Below are 17,885 nucleotides of genomic sequence, written 5' to 3'. Positions count from 1 at the left end.
CGGAATGGTCGCCTGTCAATCCGTCTGTCACGGGGCACACCACGCCGCAGTGCGGATTTAAAGTTGATAGTTGCAGTTTAGAATAATTCTAAACTGTTGTTTCAATTGAATTTTTTGGAGTCCGCCAGTTGACTTCCGGCGCCGTCGTCGCTTTATGGAGCCTCGCGCGTCAGCGCATCCCTTTGATGTTTGGGCCTTGAACCCGTTCGATTGGAGGCATTTGGTGTCTTTCTTCCGTGAACCGCGCAGCGGCGCGGCATCCGTTGTGTCCCTCGGCATGCCTATGTCCAGGCACAGTTTGGCACGCGCGCCTTTTACCGAATTTCCTTTGAACTGGAGAATGATGATGACAGCACGATATGGCGGAAGGCTGGCTGCGATCGGTGCCACGGCTATGCTGACGGCTGCGGTTTTCATACTGCCGGCCAAGGCGGCGGAGACCGATGCCAAGGCGGTCATCAAGACCTATTCCGACATCGCGCTGGCCAAATATGAGGATTCGCTGACCACGGCGCAGGCGCTCGACAAGGCTGTCGACGCGCTGCTCGCCGATCCCTCGGCAGACACGCTGAACGCCGCCCGCGATGCCTGGAAAGCGTCGCGCGTGCCTTACCAGCAGACAGAGGTCTATCGCTTCGGCAACAAGATTGTCGACGACTGGGAAGGCAAGGTGAACTCCTGGCCGCTGGACGAAGGCCTGATCGACTACGTCGCCAAGAGCTATGGCACCGAGTCCGATGCCAACGCGCTCTACACCGCCAATGTCATCGCCAACAAGGAAATCGAGATCAACGGCAAGAAGGTGGACGCCTCGAACCTGTCGCCGGAGTTCCTCTCCGGCACGCTGCAGGAAGCCGGCGGCATCGAAGCCAATGTCGCGACCGGCTATCATGCCATCGAATTCCTGCTCTGGGGCCAGGACCTGCACGGCACCGGCCCGGGCGCCGGCGAGCGGCCCTACACCGACTATGACCTCAAGAACTGCACGGGCGGCAATTGCGACCGCCGCGCGCAATATCTGAAGTCCGCCAGCGACCTGCTCGTCTCCGACCTGCAGGAGATGGTCGGCAACTGGAAGGAAGATGGCGCCGCCCGCAAGGACCTCGTAGACGTCCAGCCGAACACCGCCATCTCGGTGATCTTCGCCGGCATGGGCTCGCTGTCCTACGGCGAACTGGCCGGCGAGCGCATGAAGCTCGGCCTGCTGCTGCACGATCCGGAAGAGGAGCACGACTGCTTCTCCGACAACACCTACAACTCCCATCTCAATGACGCCATCGGCATCCGCACCGCCTATCTCGCCAGCTACACGCGCCTCGACGGCACCGTCGTTTCGGGCCCGTCGGCACACGATATGGTCAAGGCCGCCGATCCGGCGATCGACAAGGAACTGTCCGACAAGCTCGATGTCTCGGTCGCCAAGATGGAGGCGATCAAGGCGCGGGCCGTGGCCGGTGAGGCCTACGACCAGCAGATCGCCGAGGGCAATACCGAAGGCAACGCCACCGTGCAGGCGGCAATCGACGCGCTTGTCGACCAGACCAAGTCGATCGAACGCGCCGTCGGCGCCCTGAAGCTGAACAACATCGCCTTCGAGGGTTCCGACAGCCTCGACGCACCGGACAAGGTGTTCAAGTAGCACCCCAACCAACCACCAGCCAAACGGCGCGGAGGAGGCGCCGTCAGCCAGGGCCAATCCATGCTGATCTGCCATTGCAACATCATCGCCGAAAAGGAGATCGAGCAGACGATCGTCGAGCTGCTGGATCAGGATCCCTGGCAGCTCATCGTACCGGCGAAGGTCTACCACGCCATGCACAAGCGCGGCCGCTGTTGCGGCTGCTTCCCAAATGTGGTCGAAACGATCATTCGGGTCACCGAGAATTACCACGCCCGCTCGGAGGCGAGCGGCGTGGACATCGTTTCACATCTGGATCGCGTCAGAGGCCTGCGCGTCCAATACGGGAGCAGAACCCATGAAAGGCGAACCACAGATCATCGAGCGGCTTAACGAGGCTCTGTTCCTGGAGCTCGGAGCGGTCAATCAATACTGGGTGCATTTCCGCCTGCTCGAGGACTGGGGATACGCCAAGCTGGCCAAGAAGGAACGCGCCGAATCGATCGAGGAGATGCACCATGCTGACCGGCTGGTGGCCCGTATCATCTTCCTCGAAGGGCACCCCAACCTGCAGTCCGTGGCGCCGTTGCGCATTGGCCAGAATGTCAAGGAAGTGCTCGAATCCGATCTTGCCGGCGAATATGATGCGCGCACCGCCTACAAGCGTTCGCGCGAGATCTGTGAAGAAGCAGGCGACTACGTGACGATGAAGCTGTTCGAGGAATTGCTCGCCGACGAGGAAGGTCATATCGACTTCCTCGAGACGCAGCTCGACCTGCTGGCCTCGATCGGCGAGGAAAAGTACGGCCAGCTCAACGCCGCATCGGCCGACGAGGCGGAATAGGACCATGCAGGAATGCGGCGCCCCCTAGATTTTCTGCGCCGCTTGCGCCGGGCCGCCGGCCCGCTGCCCCTCAAAAACCCGCGATACCAGGCGTTTCGCGGGCTTTCGGTTGTAATCCTGGCGGCAATTTCGGCTCCGGCCCTGGCCGGATCGTCGGAACCGGTCGGAATCGCCGCCGGCCGCACCGACCTGACGCCGAAGGATCACGCCCGCGTCATTGCCGTTACCAGGCCGACCACGGATTTCTCCAAACCCGAAGCCTTCGAAACGATGCAAGGCGGCGCCGGCACCTCGCGCAAGCAGGTCGACCGCGACGCCTTCTCGCAGCCCGCTGAAAACATCACCTTCGAGGAAGAGGGCAATTTCAAGCTTGGCAATGCGCTGTTTCGCAAGAACTGGGTGTCGTCGCCGTCCTCGACCCAGGCTTCGGATGGTCTCGGACCGCTGTTCAACGAGCGCGCCTGCCAGAACTGCCATTTGAAGGATGGTCGCGGCCGTCCGCCGTCAGCCGACAGCCGCACCACCTCGATGTTCCTGCGGCTGGCGCGCGATGCGAGCACGGCGGAGGAAAAGGCCAAGATTGCCTCGCACAAGGTGCTGAACTTCCCCGACCCGGTCTATGGCACGCAATTGCAGGAACTAGCGGTGTCCGGCCTCAAAGGCGAAGGCCGCATGCATGTCGACTATGGTGAAGAGATGGTCACGCTTGGCGACGGCAGTGCTGTTTCGCTGCGCAGGCCAAGCTATTCGGCCGACGGCCTTGGCTACGGGCCGCTCGACCCGCGCACCACGCTGTCGCCGCGCCTCACCCCGCCGATGATCGGGCTTGGCCTGATCGAACAGATCGCGCCGGCCGATATCCTTGCCCATGCCGATCCGGACGATCGTGACGGCGACGGCATTTCCGGCAAACCCAACATCGTGCGCACGAGCGGCGAACTGACGTTCGGCCGTTTCGGCTGGAAGGCACAGACCGCCTCGATCCGCCAGCAAGCGGCGGATGCCTTTGCCGGCGATATCGGCATTTCGACGCCGGAAGAACCCAACCATTGGGGCGATTGCACCGCAGCCGAAAAGGCCTGCCTTGCCATGCGGAACGGCGTGCAGAAGCGGCTTGGCCCGGTCGAGGCGCCGTCACCCGTGATGGACCTCGTCACCTTCTATTCCCAGAACCTTGCCGTGCCGGCGCGGCGCGATGTTGGCGCTGCCGGCGTGCTCGCCGGCAAGAAGCTATTCTACGAGATGGGCTGCATTGCCTGCCATACGCCAAAATTCGTCACCATGCGCGGTACCCCCAACAAGGCGCAGGCCTTCCAACTGTTCTGGCCCTATTCCGACTTTCTGCTGCACGACATGGGGGCCGGCCTCGCCGACGGCCAGGCGGTAGGCGATGCCACGGGCAGCGAATGGCGCACCCCGCCGCTATGGGGCATCGGCTTGACCAGGACGGTCAACGGCAACACGTTCTTCCTGCATGACGGGCGTGCGCGCACGCTTACCGAAGCGATCCTGTGGCATGGCGGCGAGGGGCAGAAGGCGCGTGACCGGTTTGCCGCCGCCGATGCGGCCGACCGCGATGCCCTCATCAAATTCCTGGAGTCACTTTGATGCTCAAGTGTTTTCTGCCTGCCCTCGCTCTTGCGCTGACCATGTCCTCCCCGGCATCGGCCTCGGTGAAAGCGTCCGACGTGATCCAAAGAGCGATCGACGGCTTTGTCCGCCCCGCCTATGCCAGCCTGCATGACCACACCGGTAGCCTTGCCAAGGCTATGGACACGCTCTGCCAGTCGCCATCACAGGGCAATCTCGATGCCGCGCGCGCCGAATTCTCGGCCACGGTCGCAGCCTGGTCATCGGCCGAAGTCATCGGCTTCGGGCCGATCAAGGAGAACAACCGGCTGGAGCGCATGCTCTACTGGCCGGACCGCAAGAGCATCGGTCTGAAGCAGGTGCAGGCGGCTCTCGCCGGCAAGGACCCGACCGCCACCGATCCGGCGCTGCTGGCGGGCAAGAGTGTCGCCATGCAGGGGTTCGGGGCGCTGGAGTTCGTGCTTTACGGCGACGGTGCCGAGGCGCTGGCCGGCAAGGACGATCCTTACCGCTGCGCCTATGGCGCGGCGGTCGCCAAGAACATCGAGACGATGGCGGCCGAGGTCGATGCGGCCTGGAAAAAGCCGGACGGCTTTGCGGCCCTGTGGGCCAATCCGGGACCCGACAACGCGCTCTATCGCGACGGCACCGAAGCGGTCACCGAACTGGTCGGCGTGTTCATCAATGAACTCGAAATGGTCCGCGACGTGCGCCTCAAAGGCTTCCTCGGCGTCAAGCCGGAGGGCGACAAGCCAAGGCAGGCGATCTACTGGCGGTCCCAAAACACGGGCCTCTCGCTGGCTGGAAACCTCTCCGGCATCGATACGCTTTTTGAGGCGTCAAGGCTCGGCGACGCGCTGCCCGAGGATGCGCGCTGGATGGCGGAATCGATCCATATCCAGCTCACCAACGGCGTCGCCACCGCCAAATCCATCCAGGGTCCGATCAACAAGGCGCTCGCCGATCCGGCGCAGCGCGAAAAATTCGAGCATTTCGCGCTGATCACCTCCAGCCTGTCCGGCCTGATCGGCACTAGGCTGACCGCCGAATTCGGCCTGACCGCCGGCTTTTCGTCGCTGGATGGGGACTGAGCATTGGTTGCGATACGCACACCGCTGATCGACCGCCGCGACTTTCTGAGGACTGCCGGCGCCGGCTTCGTCGCCGCAATGGCGCCGCGAGCCTTGGCGGATACGCTGGCCGCGGACGCTGTCTTTGCCACCGCCTTCCTCAAGCGTGACGGCAGTTTTGGCGCGGCTGTGCTGTCGGAAGCCGGCAAAGTATTGCATGCAATCGACCTGCCCGACCGTGGCCACGATGTCACCTTCGATCCGGTATCGAAGCGCTCGGTGGTCTTCGCCCGGCAGCCCGGGACCTTCGCGGTGGTCTTCGACCACACCGGCCGCGATGCTTCGCAGACCATCGCCAGCGTCACCGGCCGCCACTTCTTCGGCCACGGCGTGTTTTCGGCCGACGGCGCGTTGCTCTACGCCACCGAGAATGATTTCGACAACGCCGCCGGCGTAGTCGGTGTCTATGACGCACGCGCCAAATTCAGCCGTATCGGCGAGTTCCCGACCTATGGCATGGGGCCGCACGAGCTTCTCCTGCTCGGCGACGACAGGACGATCGCAATCGCCAATGGCGGCATCGAGACCCATCCCGATTATGGCCGCGCCGAGCTCAACATCGCGACGATGAAGCCGTCTTATGTGCTGGTCGATCGCATCACCGGTGATCTCATCGAAAAGCACGAACTGCCGGCGGCCCTCCACCAGCTGTCGATCCGCCACATGGACGCTGACCCCACAGGTGCCATCTGGTTTGGCTGCCAGTATCGCGGACCGGGCACCGACCGTCCGCTGCTGGTCGGCCGCGCCGCCCGCGGCAAGGAATTGAAGCTGCTCGACATGCCGCAGGATGTGCTGTCCGGCTTCAGAAACTACATCGGCTCGGTCGCTGCAAATCCGGCCGCCGGAATCATCGCCGTGTCTTCGCCGGAAGGCAATTCGCTGGCCGTGATCGACGCCGCCAGCGGCAAGATCGTTGCCACCAAGGCGCGGGTCGAGGTCTGCGGCCTCGCGCCGGACGGATCGGACTTCATGGCAACCACGGGTGCTGGCGAAATCGTAAAAGGCAGCGGCACGACGCGCTCCGAGCCCGACTATGTCTGGGACAACCACATGCTGCGTATCGAAGCGGTGTAGAGCTTCCCCTTCTCCCCTTCTTGTGGGAGAAGGTGTCGCCGAAGGCGACGGATGAGGGGTGTTCCAGGGAACGCCGACCTCTCACTCCGCTGGAACACCCCTGATCCGTCTCGGCGCTGCGCGCCGATCCACCTTCTCCCACAGGGGAGAAGGAAGAGCGCGCGAAACCAAGCCGCTTAACTTTCCCCTTGCGGCGGCGCGCCATGGCGGGCAGAGGGAGACTGTTCTTCGAACCGGTCGCCCATGAAACTGCTCGCCATCGACTGTGCCGCCAATCTCTGCGCCGCTTGCGTCTTTGACGCAGTGGCCGGCAAAGAGCTCGGCCGCTCCGTGCTCGATCTCGGCAAAGGCCATGCCGAGCATCTGATGGCCGTCATCGATCAGGCACTGAAGGCGGCCGGGACTTCCTATACCGGTCTTGGCGCCGTCGCGGTCTCCGTTGGCCCCGGCTCCTTCACCGGCTTGCGCGTTGGCGTGTCGGCGGCGCGTGGCCTGGCGCTGGCGTTGAAGATCCCGGCGATCGGCGTAACCACGCTGGAGGCGCTGGCCGCTGAGACGAGGTCGGCATTTCCTGGCCGCCCTGTCCTTTCCGTGCTCGACGCCGGCCGCGAGGAGATCCATGCCGCGCTTTACGATGGGGAAGCGATTTTGCGCTATGGTCCGGCGGTGACCACACTTGCGCAAGCCGCGGGAATGGCGGCTGACAATCTTCCGGTCCTGGCCGGCACAGCGGCCGTGCAGATCGCGGCCACGGTCGGGCGCGATTTCGATATCGGTCCGACATCGGCCACTGCCGACATTGCCGTCTACGCTCGACTGGCTGCGGCAAAAGGCGAGGGCGACAAGCCGAAACCGCTTTATCTGCGCGGCGCTGACGCGAAACCGCAGGCGGGTTTCATTCTCTCACGGCAGGACCATGATCCCAAAAAGTGGGACCCGGTTTTTGGGAAAGATCATGGTCCAAAGGGAAAGTCGTAATGCGCATTCCTTTCCTCCAGCCGCGCCGCAGGGACTATGCGCTCGAACCGCTGACCATCGCCGATAGTCCGGCGGTGTCGGTGCTGCATCGCGAGGATTTCGTCCGGCCGTGGACCGATGGCGAGTTCGCCGCGCTGCTCGAGCAAGATACCGTGTTCGGCTATGCCGCGCGTGAGATCGGCCAGGGCGCCAAGCCGCCGGTCGGCTTCGTGCTGGCCAGGCTCGCTGCCGGCGAAGGCGAGATCCTGACCGTGGCGGTGGCGCGCTCGCACCGCCGCCAGGGGCTCGGCTGGCAGTTGATGGACGCGGTGCTGCGCGAATTGCATGCGCAGCGCGCCGAGGCGCTGTTCCTCGAGGTCGACGAAACCAATGTCGCGGCGATCGCACTCTACCGCAGGCTCGGCTTCCGCCAGGTCGGCCACCGCGCCAATTATTACCGCTCGACCGAACATGGCCCGACCGGCGCGCTTGTCATGCGCCGCGATCTTCGTTAGCGAGAGCGGAATAGGGCTGCTAGGCGCATGATCGGAAAAATCAGGATTTTCCTGGCGCTGAGCCTCGTTGTCATCGGCTCGCTTGCGCTTGTGCCGCTGCAGCTTCTGTCGATGAAGACCGGCATCTGGCGCGAGACAGTCATCTTGAAGGTCTGGCACCGGCTTATCGTGCGGACGCTCGGCCTGCGCATCCATGTCAAAGGCGCGTTGTCCATAAAGCGCCCGCTGCTGGTCGCCTCGAACCATATCTCCTGGACCGACATCATGGTGCTCGGCTCCTTTGCCGATGTCACGTTCATCGCCAGGGCGGATATGGAAGGTTGGCCGCTGATCGGCTGGCTGTCGAAGCTGCAGCGCACCGTCTTTATCGAACGCGAGCGCAAGCGCACAGCCGGCGACCAGGCTTCCGAAATCGCCAGCCGCATGGCCAAGGGCGACGCCATGGTGCTGTTTGCTGAAGGCTCGACCGGCGACGGCAATACCATCCTGCCGTTCAAGAGCACCTTGTTCGGCGCCGCCTCGATGGCGATTTCGGAAGGCGCCGCCGAACAGGTCTTCATCCAGCCGGTAGCGATTGCGTACACACGGGTGCACGGGGTGCCGCTCGGCCGCCGGCACCGGTCAATCGCCGCCTGGATCGGCGACCAGGACCTGATGCCGCATCTCAAGGTGCTGATGGCCGAAGGGGCGCTCGACGTCGAGGTGCATTTCGGCGAGCCCATTGCCTTCTCCAAGGGCTCGAACCGAAAGGAAACGTCGAGGCTGATGGAAAGCCAGGTGCGCGCCATGATGCAAGCCGCACTCGCGGACCCGATCCCGAGCCGATAGTCCCGGGCTGCGCCCTCAGGCCCATGCCCAGAATCGTCTGTTTTTTGTCACGGAAAGGCGTTAGAAGCCGCCGGATGGATTTGAACACGATAGAGCGGAACGACGCCGATAGAGCCGCGCAAAGCGCTGGCGTGGCGTCCGCCCCGGCCAAGAAGGTCTTCGTCAAGACCTATGGCTGCCAGATGAATGTCTATGATTCACAGCGCATGACCGATGCGCTGGCCGCCGACGGCTACACGGCGACGGACGTCATCGCCGAGGCCGACCTGGTGTTGCTAAACACTTGCCACATCAGGGAGAAAGCGGCGGAAAAGGTCTATTCCGAGCTTGGCCGCATCCGCGATATGAAGGCCGAACGCGCGGCAGCCGGGCGCGAAATGCTGATCGGCGTCGCCGGCTGCGTCGCCCAGGCCGAAGGTGCGGAAATCATCCGCCGTTCGCCGGCCGTCGATCTTGTCATTGGCCCGCAGACCTATCACCGTCTTCCAGACGTCCTGGCGCGGGCTCGCGGCGGCGAGAAGATCGTCGAGACCGAATACGCCATCGAGGACAAGTTCGAGCATCTGCCGCAGCCGAAGCGCGCCGAGGTGATCAAGCGCGGCGTCACCGCCTTCCTCACCGTTCAGGAAGGCTGCGACAAATTCTGCACCTTCTGCGTCGTGCCCTATACCAGGGGCTCCGAAGTGTCGCGGCCGGTGGCGCAGATCGTCGCTGAAGCCGAGCGGCTGGCCGATGCCGGCGTGCGCGAGGTGACGCTGCTTGGCCAGAACGTCAATGCCTGGCATGGCAAGGGCGAAGACGGCACGGAATGGGGGCTTGGCCGCCTGCTGTTCCGGCTGGCGGAGATCCCCGGCCTGGCGCGGCTGCGCTACACCACCAGCCATCCGCGCGACATGGACGACGAACTGATCGCTGCCCACCGCGACCTGCCAGCCTTGATGCCTTATCTGCATCTGCCGGTGCAGTCGGGGTCCGACCGCATCCTCAAGGCGATGAACCGCAGGCATACAGCCAGGGACTATCTGGCGCTGCTCGAGCGCATCCGCGCCGCCCGCGGCGACATTGCGCTGTCCGGCGACTTCATCGTCGGCTTTCCCGGCGAAACCGAAGAGGATTTCGAGGCGACGATGGAACTGGTGCGTCAGGTCAACTACGCCTCGGCCTTCTCGTTCAAATATTCGCCGCGTCCCGGCACGCCGGGCGCCGATATGCCCGATCACGTGCCGGAGGCGGTCAAGGACGAGCGTCTGCAGCGCCTGCAGGCCCTGCTGCTCAAACAGCAGCAGGATTTCGGCTCGAGCCTGGTTGGCAGCACCATCGATACGCTGATCGAGAAGCCCGGTCGTCAGCCCGGCCAGAAGGTCGGCAGGTCGCCATGGCTGCAGCCGGTTATTGTTGATGAAAAGGCCGGCGAAATCGGTGACATTATTCAAGTGCGAATCACAAGGACAGGCTACAATAGCTTGTTCGCCGAACGGGTCTGATGACCTCGGCAGATGAGGAGAGACGGTTGAGCGCTGCTGAAGTGAAGACTCTGCCCCAGAATCAAGCATCCGGGGCCTCTGACATGGCGCACATCGTTCTGACTTTCGACAACAACAAGCTTGCCAGCGCCCTGTACGGCCAGTTCGACGAGAACCTGGCCCGGCTCGAGCAGAAGCTCGGCGTCGACATCCGCTCGCGCGGCAACCAGCTGACCATCAAGGGCTCGGCCTCAGCGGCCGAGCAGGCGCGCCGAGCGCTCGACAATCTCTATGGCATTCTCCAGAAGGGCACCGACATCGGCCAGTCCGACGTCGACGGCGCGGTGCGCATGGCGATTGCAGCCGACGACCAGCTGACGCTGCCGACGCTGGAGCGCAAGGGCAAGGTCTCGGCCGCCCAGATATCCACCCGCAAGAAGACGATCTATGCCCGCTCGCTCAACCAGGACGCCTATATGCGGGCGCTGGAGCGCTCGGAACTGGTGTTCGGCATCGGCCCGGCCGGCACCGGCAAGACTTATCTGGCTGTGGCGCATGCGGCGATGCTGCTTGAACGCGGCATGGTCGAGCGCATCATCCTGTCGCGACCGGCGGTCGAGGCCGGCGAGCGGCTGGGCTTCCTGCCCGGCGACATGAAGGAAAAGGTCGATCCGTATCTGCGGCCGCTTTACGATGCGCTCTACGACATGATGCCGGCCGACAAGGTCGAGCGCGCTATCGCTGCCGAAGTCATCGAAATCGCGCCGCTGGCCTTCATGCGTGGACGAACACTGGCACACGCCGCGGTCATCCTCGACGAGGCGCAGAACACCACGCCGATGCAGATGAAGATGTTTCTGACCCGCCTCGGCGAGAATTCGCGCATGATCGTCACCGGCGATCCGACGCAGATCGATCTGCCTCCAAGCACCAAATCCGGCCTGGTCGAAGCCTTGCGTGTCCTTGACGGCGTGGCCGGCGCGGTAACCGTGCGCTTCAACGATGTCGACGTCGTGCGCCATCCGCTCGTGGCGGAAATCGTCAGGGCCTATGACCGCGACGCCAAGCTGGCGCGCGGCCTTGGTGCCGAGAATTGATCATGACGATGCGGGCTCATGCCTGAAGACATGAAACCTGGCGGCGGGGATAGTTCGATCCCCGTCGAAATCGACCTGTCGGTCGATGCTGGCGATTGGCCCGACGAGGTGGCGCTGACCCTTCTGGTCGACCGCGCCGTATCGGCCGCCTTTGCCGAAACCGCTGCTGCCGGCCATTCCGAGCTAAGCATCGTCTTTTCCGACGATGCCCATATCCGCACCCTCAACGCCGGCTGGCGCGGCAAGGACAAGGCGACCAACGTCTTGTCTTTCCCGGCTTTTCCCTTCCCCAAGGGCGGCAAATTGCCGCCAATGCTTGGCGATATCGTGCTCGCGTCCGAGACGGTGACGCGTGAAGCGGCCCTGGAAGAGAAGCCATTCGAGAACCATATCACCCATCTCGTCATCCACGGCCTGCTGCATTTGCTGGGCTACGATCACGAGACCGACGAAGAGGCCGAGGAGATGGAAGCCATCGAGCGCGCGGCGCTGGCAAGGCTTGCCATTCCCGATCCCTACACGTAATGACAAAAGACCAATTGACCGGACGACGATGAACGACAAACCAGAAACTGCCGCCCGCCCCGAGGCTGGCAGTGCGCCCAAGCCTTCCGATACGACGGAAGAGGGATCGGGGCCGAGTACCAGTTCCGGCAGCCCCGCTTCTGGCAGCATTGCCAGCGAGCCAACGCCTGCCGGTCCATCCCTGTTCGACCGCGTTTTGGGCCTGTTCCGGCAGCGCAACGGCACCAGCCTGCGCGAGGAGATCGCCGGCGCGCTTGCCGAAACCACCAGCGATGTCGAATCGTTTTCGCCCGGCGAACGCGCCATGCTCAACAACATATTGCGCCTGCGCGAAGTGCGCGTCGAGGATGTCATGGTGCCGCGCGCCGACATCGAAGCGGTCGAGATCACCACGACTTTGGGTGATCTGCTCGGCCTGTTCGAGCAGTCCGGCCATTCCCGCATGCCGGTCTATTCCGAGACGCTCGACGACCCGCGCGGCATGGTTCACATCCGCGACGTGCTGGCGCACATCACCAAGGTCGCCCGGGTCAAGAAGGGCAGGACATCGAGGAAGACGCCGGCAACGACGCTTCTTGATCTTGCCCAGGTCGATCTTGGCCGCACCATCGGCGACCTCAATCTGATCCGCCCGGTGCTGTTCGTGCCGCCCTCCATGCTTGCCTCCGACCTGATGGGCCGCATGCAGACGACGCGCACCCAGATGGCGCTCGTCATCGACGAATATGGCGGCACCGATGGTCTCGCCTCGCTGGAAGACATCGTCGAAATGGTCGTCGGCGACATTGAGGACGAGCATGACGAGGACGAGCCGCTGATCACCCAGACCGGCGAGGGCGTCTTCGTCGTCGACGGCAAGGCCGAGATCGACGAGGTCGCCAAGATGATCGGCGAGGATTTCACCGCCGGTGAGCATGGCGAGTATGTCGACACCATCGGCGGCATGATCTTCAACACGCTCGGTCGCGTGCCCGCACGCGGCGAAGTCGTGCAGGCGATACCCGGCTTCGAATTCCACGTGCTGGATGCCGATCCGCGCCGCGTCAAGCGCGTGCGCATCGTCCAGAACCAGAAGGGCGAGCGCCGCCGCCGCGCAACCGCTCGCACCGAGCAGGCCTGATCTCGCGCCGGATGACGGTCAACGACCCGTTCAAACACGCCACCTTCGGTTCCGGGGTTTTCTATCGGGATCCAAGGGCGGCACTGATCTGGCTTCAGGCGGCGTTCGGCTTCGAGCCGAGCATGGTGGTCAGCGACGCCGACGGACGGCTTGTCCATGCCGAAATGCGTTTCGGCGACGGCTACATCATCGTCGATTCCGAATGGGCCGATCGCGTCGCCAGTCCGGCAAGTGTCGGCGGCAAGAACAGTCGGTCTGTGTGCGACTGAAAGGCGGCCTGGACGCGCATTGCGAACAGGCGAGGGCGGCCGGAGCCGAGATCGTCGAGGAGCCTGCCGACCAGTTCTACGGCGAGAGGCAATATCGGGCGCGCGATCCCGAAGGCCATGTCTGGACCTTCACCCAGACCCTGCGCGCCGTTCCGCGCCAGGAGGCCGAACAGCTGAGCGGCTTCAGCATCGAGGGCTGGCACCGATAGCGCTGCGATTGGCCGGTTCGCAGCGAGTCGCGTTTCAATAAATCTGATAAATCTTGGCTTCTGATTCGCACGACTTGGGAAGTCTGCATGGAGCGCCTGGCCGGCCGGATAATTCTGCTTTGGGGCTGGCGGCGCGCGCTGGTGGCGTTTCTCGCAGGTGCGCTGGCGGTGCTCGCCCAGGCGCCTTACGATTTCTTTGCCGTCTGTTTCGTCTCGTTTCCGCTGCTGGTCTGGCTGCTCGACGGCGCTACCGGCGAGGCCTCCGACAGCTGGCTGCGGCGCCTCCGGCCGGCTTTTGCCATTGGTTGGTGGTTCGGCTTCGGCTATTTCCTTGCCGGCCTGTGGTGGATCGGCGAGGCGCTTCTGGTTGAGGCTGACAGCTTCGCCTGGGCCTTGCCCTTCGCGGTCGTCGGCATTCCTTTGGCGCTGGCGTTTTTCTACGGCTTCGCCGCCGTCGTCGCCCGGCTGTTGTGGACCAACGACATCGGCCGCATCGCCGCCCTTGCCTTTGCTTTTGGTCTGACGGAATGGCTGCGCGGCTTCCTGTTCACCGGCTTTCCCTGGAATGCCGTTGGCTATGCGGCGATGCCCGTGCCGCTGCTGATGCAAAGCGTGTCGGTCACGGGCATGATCGGCATGAACGCGTTGGCGGTCTTTGTCTTTGCCATGCCGGCTCTGCTCGCCGCGCGCCGGCACCTGCGCCTCGGACTGGCATTGCTTGCCGTGCTCGTCACCGCCCATGCCGGCTTCGGCTATTTCAGGCTGGCGACCCCCGACAAGCCGGCAACGCAAAATCTCGATGTCCGCATAGTACAACCGGATGTCGATCTCGGCGAGAAGTGGGACGCCTCGGTGCGCGACCGCATCTTTGCCACCATGATGGGCCTGTCGGCCGCCGCGCCGGATCCCGGTCACAACAAACCGCAGCTGATCCTGTGGCCGGAGACGTCGGTGCCCTTCCTGTTCACCGAGCGCCCCGATGCACTGACGGCGCTCGGCGACATGCTGCAACCCGGGCAGATGCTGATTGCCGGCGTCGTGCGCGAGGAAGGCGGATCGGGGGCCGATGCCGGCAGCCGCTATTACAATTCCGTGGTGGCGATCGACGACAAGGGCGAGATTGCCGACGCCGTCGACAAGGTCCATCTGGTGCCCTTCGGCGAGTATCTGCCGTTTTCCGGCCTGCTCAGCCGTTTCGGCATCGAACAGCTGGTCGCCGGGCCGATGAACTTCGCCGCCGGCAATGAGCGTCACCCGATCGTTTTGACCGGCGGCATCAGCGCCTTGCCGTTTATTTGCTACGAGGTGATCTTTCCCGATCTCGTGGCAGTTGACGCTACGTCATCTCAGCTTATTGTGAATGTCACAAATGATGCATGGTTCGGCGACACGCCCGGGCCGTACCAGCATTTCAGGCAGGCACAGATTCGCGCGGTGGAAAATGGATTGCCCCTGTTGCGCGCAGCCAACAACGGCATTTCGGCCGTTGTCGATACACGAGGACGCATCGTTGACGCCCTGGCGGTCGATGCGCGTGGCGCCATCGACGTGCGGGTGCCCATCTCCGGCCAGGCTTTCATCTCCGCCGCTCGACGCCGCGTTAACGGAATGCTGATCATGTTCCTGTTTGCCGCGATCGCCCTCAGCTTGAACGTAAGGCAACGGCTACGGGTGAATTGACAGTCGACACATTAGAAACTCATACTGTTATCGCCTAATTTTCTCGAAGTCGGTTGGTGTTTCTGTTGGGGCAGTTGGCTCCGGCTTCGTTTGGGCAAGAAAAATAGAAAAGGCCGGAAAAATTCGGCGAGGAAAAAATGACAGAAGAAAACAAGAAAAAACCGAATCCGATCGACATCCACGTCGGAAGTCGCGTGCGGCTTCGGCGCAATATGCTTGGAATGAGCCAGGAAAAGCTGGGTGAAAATCTCGGTATTACGTTTCAACAGATCCAAAAATATGAAAAGGGAACGAACCGCGTCGGCGCCAGCCGTCTGCAGGCAATAGCCTCGATACTCAGCGTGCCTGTCGCCTTCTTTTTCGAAGATGCGCCAGGGCAGGAGCCGGTGGGTAATAGAGGATTTGCCGAGGACGCTTCGATGGCTTTCGCCGTCGAATTCTGCGGCAGTCCGGAAGGACTTCAGCTCAACCGCGCCTTCGTCAAGATCGCGGATGTGAAGGTGCGCCGCCGGATCATCGATCTGGTGAAATCCCTTTCTGCCGAAGATGCCGAGTGATTCGGTGGGTCGATTGACCCATTGGCCCGAGTAGCCTCGACGCTCGACTGCCGGCGGCACGTGCCGCCGGTGGTACATGATATATTGCCGCAACATTCATGCCAAAGCCGCTGCACCGCTTGACGAGCGGCGCCCGGCACCGTTAACACGTGGCGCGCCAAAATCGGCAGCCCTGCCGATCGTTTTTTCAAGAGGGGACACCCGTGACGCGGCAGAACTACTTCTTCACCTCGGAATCCGTTGCTGAGGGTCATCCCGACAAGGTTTGTGACCGCATCTCCGACGAGATCGTCGATCTGGTCTATCGCGAGGCCAAGAAGACCGGCATGGACCCGTGGAAAGTCCGCGTCGCCTGCGAGACGCTCGCAACCACCAACCGTGTCGTCATCGCCGGTGAGGTCCGTGTTCCCGAGACACTGTTGAAGAAGGACAAGGCCGGCAAGATCCTGATGGATGCCGCCGGCCACCCTGTCGTCAACCCGGCCAAGTTCAAGTCGGTCGCCCGTAAGGCGATTCGCGAAATCGGCTACGAGCAGGCCGGCTTCCACTGGAAGACGGCAAAGATCGAGGTTCTCCTGCACGGCCAGTCGCCCGACATCGGCCAGGGCGTCGACAACGCCGCCGACCGCCAGGGCGAAGAAGGTGCCGGCGACCAGGGCATCATGTTCGGCTATGCCTGCCGCGAGACGCCGGACCTGATGCCGGCGCCGATCTATTACAGCCACAAGATCCTCGAACTTCTCGCCGCCGCCCGTCACGAAAACAACGGCGAGGCCGGCAAGCTCGGCCCCGACGCCAAGAGCCAGGTCACCGTCCGCTACATCGATGGCAAGGCGGCCGAAGCGACACAGATCGTGCTGTCGACGCAGCATCTTGATTCGTCCTGGGATTCCAAGAAGGTCCGCAAGGTCGTCGAACCTTACATCCGCGAGGCGCTCGGCGACCTCAAGATCGCCGACGATTGCATGTGGTACATCAACCCGACTGGCAAGTTCGTGATCGGCGGCCCGGACGGCGACGCCGGCCTGACCGGCCGCAAGATCATCGTCGACACCTATGGCGGCGCGGCCCCGCATGGCGGCGGTGCTTTCTCCGGCAAGGACACCACCAAGGTCGACCGCTCCGCCGCCTATGCTGCGCGCTACCTCGCCAAGAATGTCGTGGCGGCCAAGCTCGCCGACCGCTGCACCATCCAGCTTTCCTATGCCATCGGCGTCGCCCAGCCGCTGTCGGTCTATGTCGACCTGCACGGCACCGGCAAGGTCGATGAGTCCAAGCTCGAGGATGCGCTGCGCACCGTGATGGACCTGTCGCCGTCCGGCATTCGCCGTCATCTCGACCTCAACAAGCCGATCTACGCCAAGACCTCGTCCTATGGCCATTTCGGCCGCAAGGCCGGTCGCGACGGGTCTTTCTCCTGGGAAAAGACCGATCTCGCCAAGGCACTCAAGGACGCGGTCGCCGCCTGAGGGCGGCGCGCGACCCGGCCATGGATCCACAGGACAGGCGAAGCCGCGCGACCGAAAGGTTCTTCGGCCGCCGGCACGGCAAGACCATTCGCCCGCAGCAGGCGGCAGCGCTGGAAAGCGGCCTTGCGGCCTATGGCCTAGACCTCTCCACGGAAGCACCGGCAGAGTTGCGCACGCTGTTTGCCGCGGATGTTTCAACGGTTCGGCTGGAAATCGGCTTCGGCGGCGGTGAGCATCTGCTGCATCGCGCCACGGAGGACCCGGCGGCCGGCTTCATCGGCGTCGAGCCGTTCGTCAACGGCATGGCCAAGCTGATGATGGCGGTGCGGGAAAAGCCGCTCGCCAATCTTCGCGTTCACAATGACGACGCCACGCGCCTGCTCGACTGGCTGCCGCAGGCCTCGCTCGACGGTATCGACCTGCTCTATCCCGATCCCTGGCCGAAGAAGAAGCACTGGAAGCGGCGTTTCGTCAGTCGGCTCAATCTCGACCGGTTCGCACGCGTCCTGAAGCCAGGCGGAAAATTCCGCTTCGCGTCCGACATCGATACCTATGTGAACTGGACCTTGTTGCGCTGCCGGGTGCATGGCGCGCTCGTATGGCAGGCGCAAGACGCGGCCGACTGGCACCGGCCCTATGAAGGCTGGCCGGGCACACGCTACGAGGCCAAAGCCATTCGCGAGGGCCGGCGGCCGGCCTATCTCACCTTCACCAGAAAATAACACAGATGCGGCGGGGTTAATGATCCCGCATCACTGGCAGCCTTAGAAACGGCCCATCTTGTCGAAGGCGGTCGGGTCCATGCCGAGCTTGCGCAGATCGTTGGCGCGCGGCTTGCGGCCGGCTTCGACGGCGCGCGAGGCGGCAACGGCGCTGCCGAACAGGGCGAAGGCATCGCCTATGGCGGAAAACACATTGCGGTTGTTCATTGTCTTGA

The 17,885-nt window shown here is 63.4% G+C and carries 20 protein-coding genes; 19 read left to right on the top strand and 1 reads right to left on the bottom strand.

Features of this window, described 5'->3' with window-relative positions; translation table 11 throughout:
• The first annotated feature begins 346 nt into the window (after positions 1-346).
• From ACWTU9_RS01115 to trmB, 19 genes are all read left to right on the top strand, one after another.
• On the top strand, positions 347-1,639 hold the full coding sequence (locus ACWTU9_RS01115; RefSeq protein WP_455856714.1) for an imelysin family protein: 1,293 nt from the start codon (positions 347-349) through the stop codon (positions 1,637-1,639).
• A 60-nt stretch (positions 1,640-1,699) separates the two neighbouring features.
• On the top strand, positions 1,700-2,011 hold the full coding sequence (locus tag ACWTU9_RS01110; protein ID WP_455856713.1) for a (2Fe-2S)-binding protein: 312 nt from the start codon (positions 1,700-1,702) through the stop codon (positions 2,009-2,011).
• Positions 1,977-2,462 carry a bacterioferritin gene (gene bfr, locus ACWTU9_RS01105; protein WP_454588097.1) on the top strand — a complete coding sequence of 162 codons (486 nt, stop codon included), beginning with the start codon at positions 1,977-1,979 and terminating at the stop codon, positions 2,460-2,462. Before ACWTU9_RS01110 ends, bfr begins: the two co-directional genes overlap by 35 nt.
• 12 nt (positions 2,463-2,474) lie before the next feature.
• Positions 2,475-4,070 carry a di-heme oxidoreductase family protein gene (locus tag ACWTU9_RS01100; protein ID WP_455856712.1) on the top strand — a complete coding sequence of 532 codons (1,596 nt, stop codon included), beginning with the start codon at positions 2,475-2,477 and terminating at the stop codon, positions 4,068-4,070.
• A complete protein-coding gene (locus ACWTU9_RS01095; protein ID WP_455856711.1) occupies positions 4,070-5,143 on the top strand; it encodes an imelysin family protein in 1,074 nt (357 codons plus the stop codon). Before ACWTU9_RS01100 ends, ACWTU9_RS01095 begins: the two co-directional genes overlap by 1 nt.
• Positions 5,144-5,155: 12 nt before the next feature.
• On the top strand, positions 5,156-6,259 hold the full coding sequence (locus tag ACWTU9_RS01090) for a DUF1513 domain-containing protein (RefSeq protein WP_455857117.1): 1,104 nt from the start codon (positions 5,156-5,158) through the stop codon (positions 6,257-6,259).
• 243 nt (positions 6,260-6,502) lie between these two features.
• Positions 6,503-7,237 (top strand): tRNA (adenosine(37)-N6)-threonylcarbamoyltransferase complex dimerization subunit type 1 TsaB, encoded by a 735-nt coding sequence (gene tsaB, locus ACWTU9_RS01085; RefSeq protein WP_455856710.1) that lies wholly within the window; start codon positions 6,503-6,505, stop codon positions 7,235-7,237.
• On the top strand, positions 7,237-7,731 hold the full coding sequence (gene rimI / locus ACWTU9_RS01080) for a ribosomal protein S18-alanine N-acetyltransferase (protein ID WP_192249924.1): 495 nt from the start codon (positions 7,237-7,239) through the stop codon (positions 7,729-7,731). The genes tsaB and rimI overlap by 1 nt, the downstream gene beginning before the upstream one ends.
• Positions 7,732-7,758: 27 nt before the next feature.
• Positions 7,759-8,559, top strand: coding sequence for a lysophospholipid acyltransferase family protein (locus ACWTU9_RS01075; protein ID WP_454588093.1), 801 nt, complete (start codon positions 7,759-7,761; stop codon positions 8,557-8,559).
• Positions 8,560-8,633: 74 nt separating this feature from the next.
• Positions 8,634-10,043 (top strand): tRNA (N6-isopentenyl adenosine(37)-C2)-methylthiotransferase MiaB, encoded by a 1,410-nt coding sequence (gene miaB, locus ACWTU9_RS01070; RefSeq protein ID WP_455856709.1) that lies wholly within the window; start codon positions 8,634-8,636, stop codon positions 10,041-10,043.
• Between the two features lie 83 nt (positions 10,044-10,126).
• A complete protein-coding gene (locus ACWTU9_RS01065) occupies positions 10,127-11,119 on the top strand; it encodes a PhoH family protein (protein WP_235984004.1) in 993 nt (330 codons plus the stop codon).
• 18 nt (positions 11,120-11,137) lie between these two features.
• Positions 11,138-11,644, top strand: coding sequence for an rRNA maturation RNase YbeY (gene ybeY / locus ACWTU9_RS01060; RefSeq protein WP_455856708.1), 507 nt, complete (start codon positions 11,138-11,140; stop codon positions 11,642-11,644).
• Between the two features lie 28 nt (positions 11,645-11,672).
• Positions 11,673-12,764, top strand: a complete 1,092-nt coding sequence (locus ACWTU9_RS01055; RefSeq protein WP_455856707.1) for a hemolysin family protein — start codon at positions 11,673-11,675, stop codon at positions 12,762-12,764.
• Between the two features lie 11 nt (positions 12,765-12,775).
• A complete protein-coding gene (locus tag ACWTU9_RS01050; protein WP_455856706.1) occupies positions 12,776-13,033 on the top strand; it encodes a hypothetical protein in 258 nt (85 codons plus the stop codon).
• Entirely contained in the window at positions 13,024-13,242 is a 219-nt protein-coding gene (locus ACWTU9_RS01045; protein ID WP_455856705.1) for a VOC family protein, read from the top strand. Before ACWTU9_RS01050 ends, ACWTU9_RS01045 begins: the two co-directional genes overlap by 10 nt.
• 87 nt (positions 13,243-13,329) lie before the next feature.
• A complete protein-coding gene (gene lnt / locus ACWTU9_RS01040) occupies positions 13,330-14,922 on the top strand; it encodes an apolipoprotein N-acyltransferase (protein ID WP_455856704.1) in 1,593 nt (530 codons plus the stop codon).
• Positions 14,923-15,059: 137 nt separating this feature from the next.
• Positions 15,060-15,479, top strand: coding sequence for a helix-turn-helix domain-containing protein (locus ACWTU9_RS01035; protein ID WP_112566421.1), 420 nt, complete (start codon positions 15,060-15,062; stop codon positions 15,477-15,479).
• A gap of 203 nt (positions 15,480-15,682) precedes the next feature.
• Entirely contained in the window at positions 15,683-16,948 is a 1,266-nt protein-coding gene (gene metK, locus ACWTU9_RS01030) for a methionine adenosyltransferase (protein ID WP_454576595.1), read from the top strand.
• Between the two features lie 20 nt (positions 16,949-16,968).
• On the top strand, positions 16,969-17,670 hold the full coding sequence (trmB, locus tag ACWTU9_RS01025; protein ID WP_455856703.1) for a tRNA (guanine(46)-N(7))-methyltransferase TrmB: 702 nt from the start codon (positions 16,969-16,971) through the stop codon (positions 17,668-17,670).
• Between the two features lie 42 nt (positions 17,671-17,712).
• Here trmB and ACWTU9_RS01020 read toward each other — a convergent pair whose 3' ends face one another.
• On the bottom strand, positions 17,713-17,877 hold the full coding sequence (locus ACWTU9_RS01020) for a hypothetical protein (protein WP_454588084.1): 165 nt from the start codon (positions 17,875-17,877) through the stop codon (positions 17,713-17,715).
• Positions 17,878-17,885: the final 8 nt, after the last annotated feature.

The sequence above is a fragment of the Mesorhizobium sp. 128a genome, from assembly GCF_053848025.1.
This window is presented reverse-complemented; position numbering and strand designations above follow the sequence as displayed.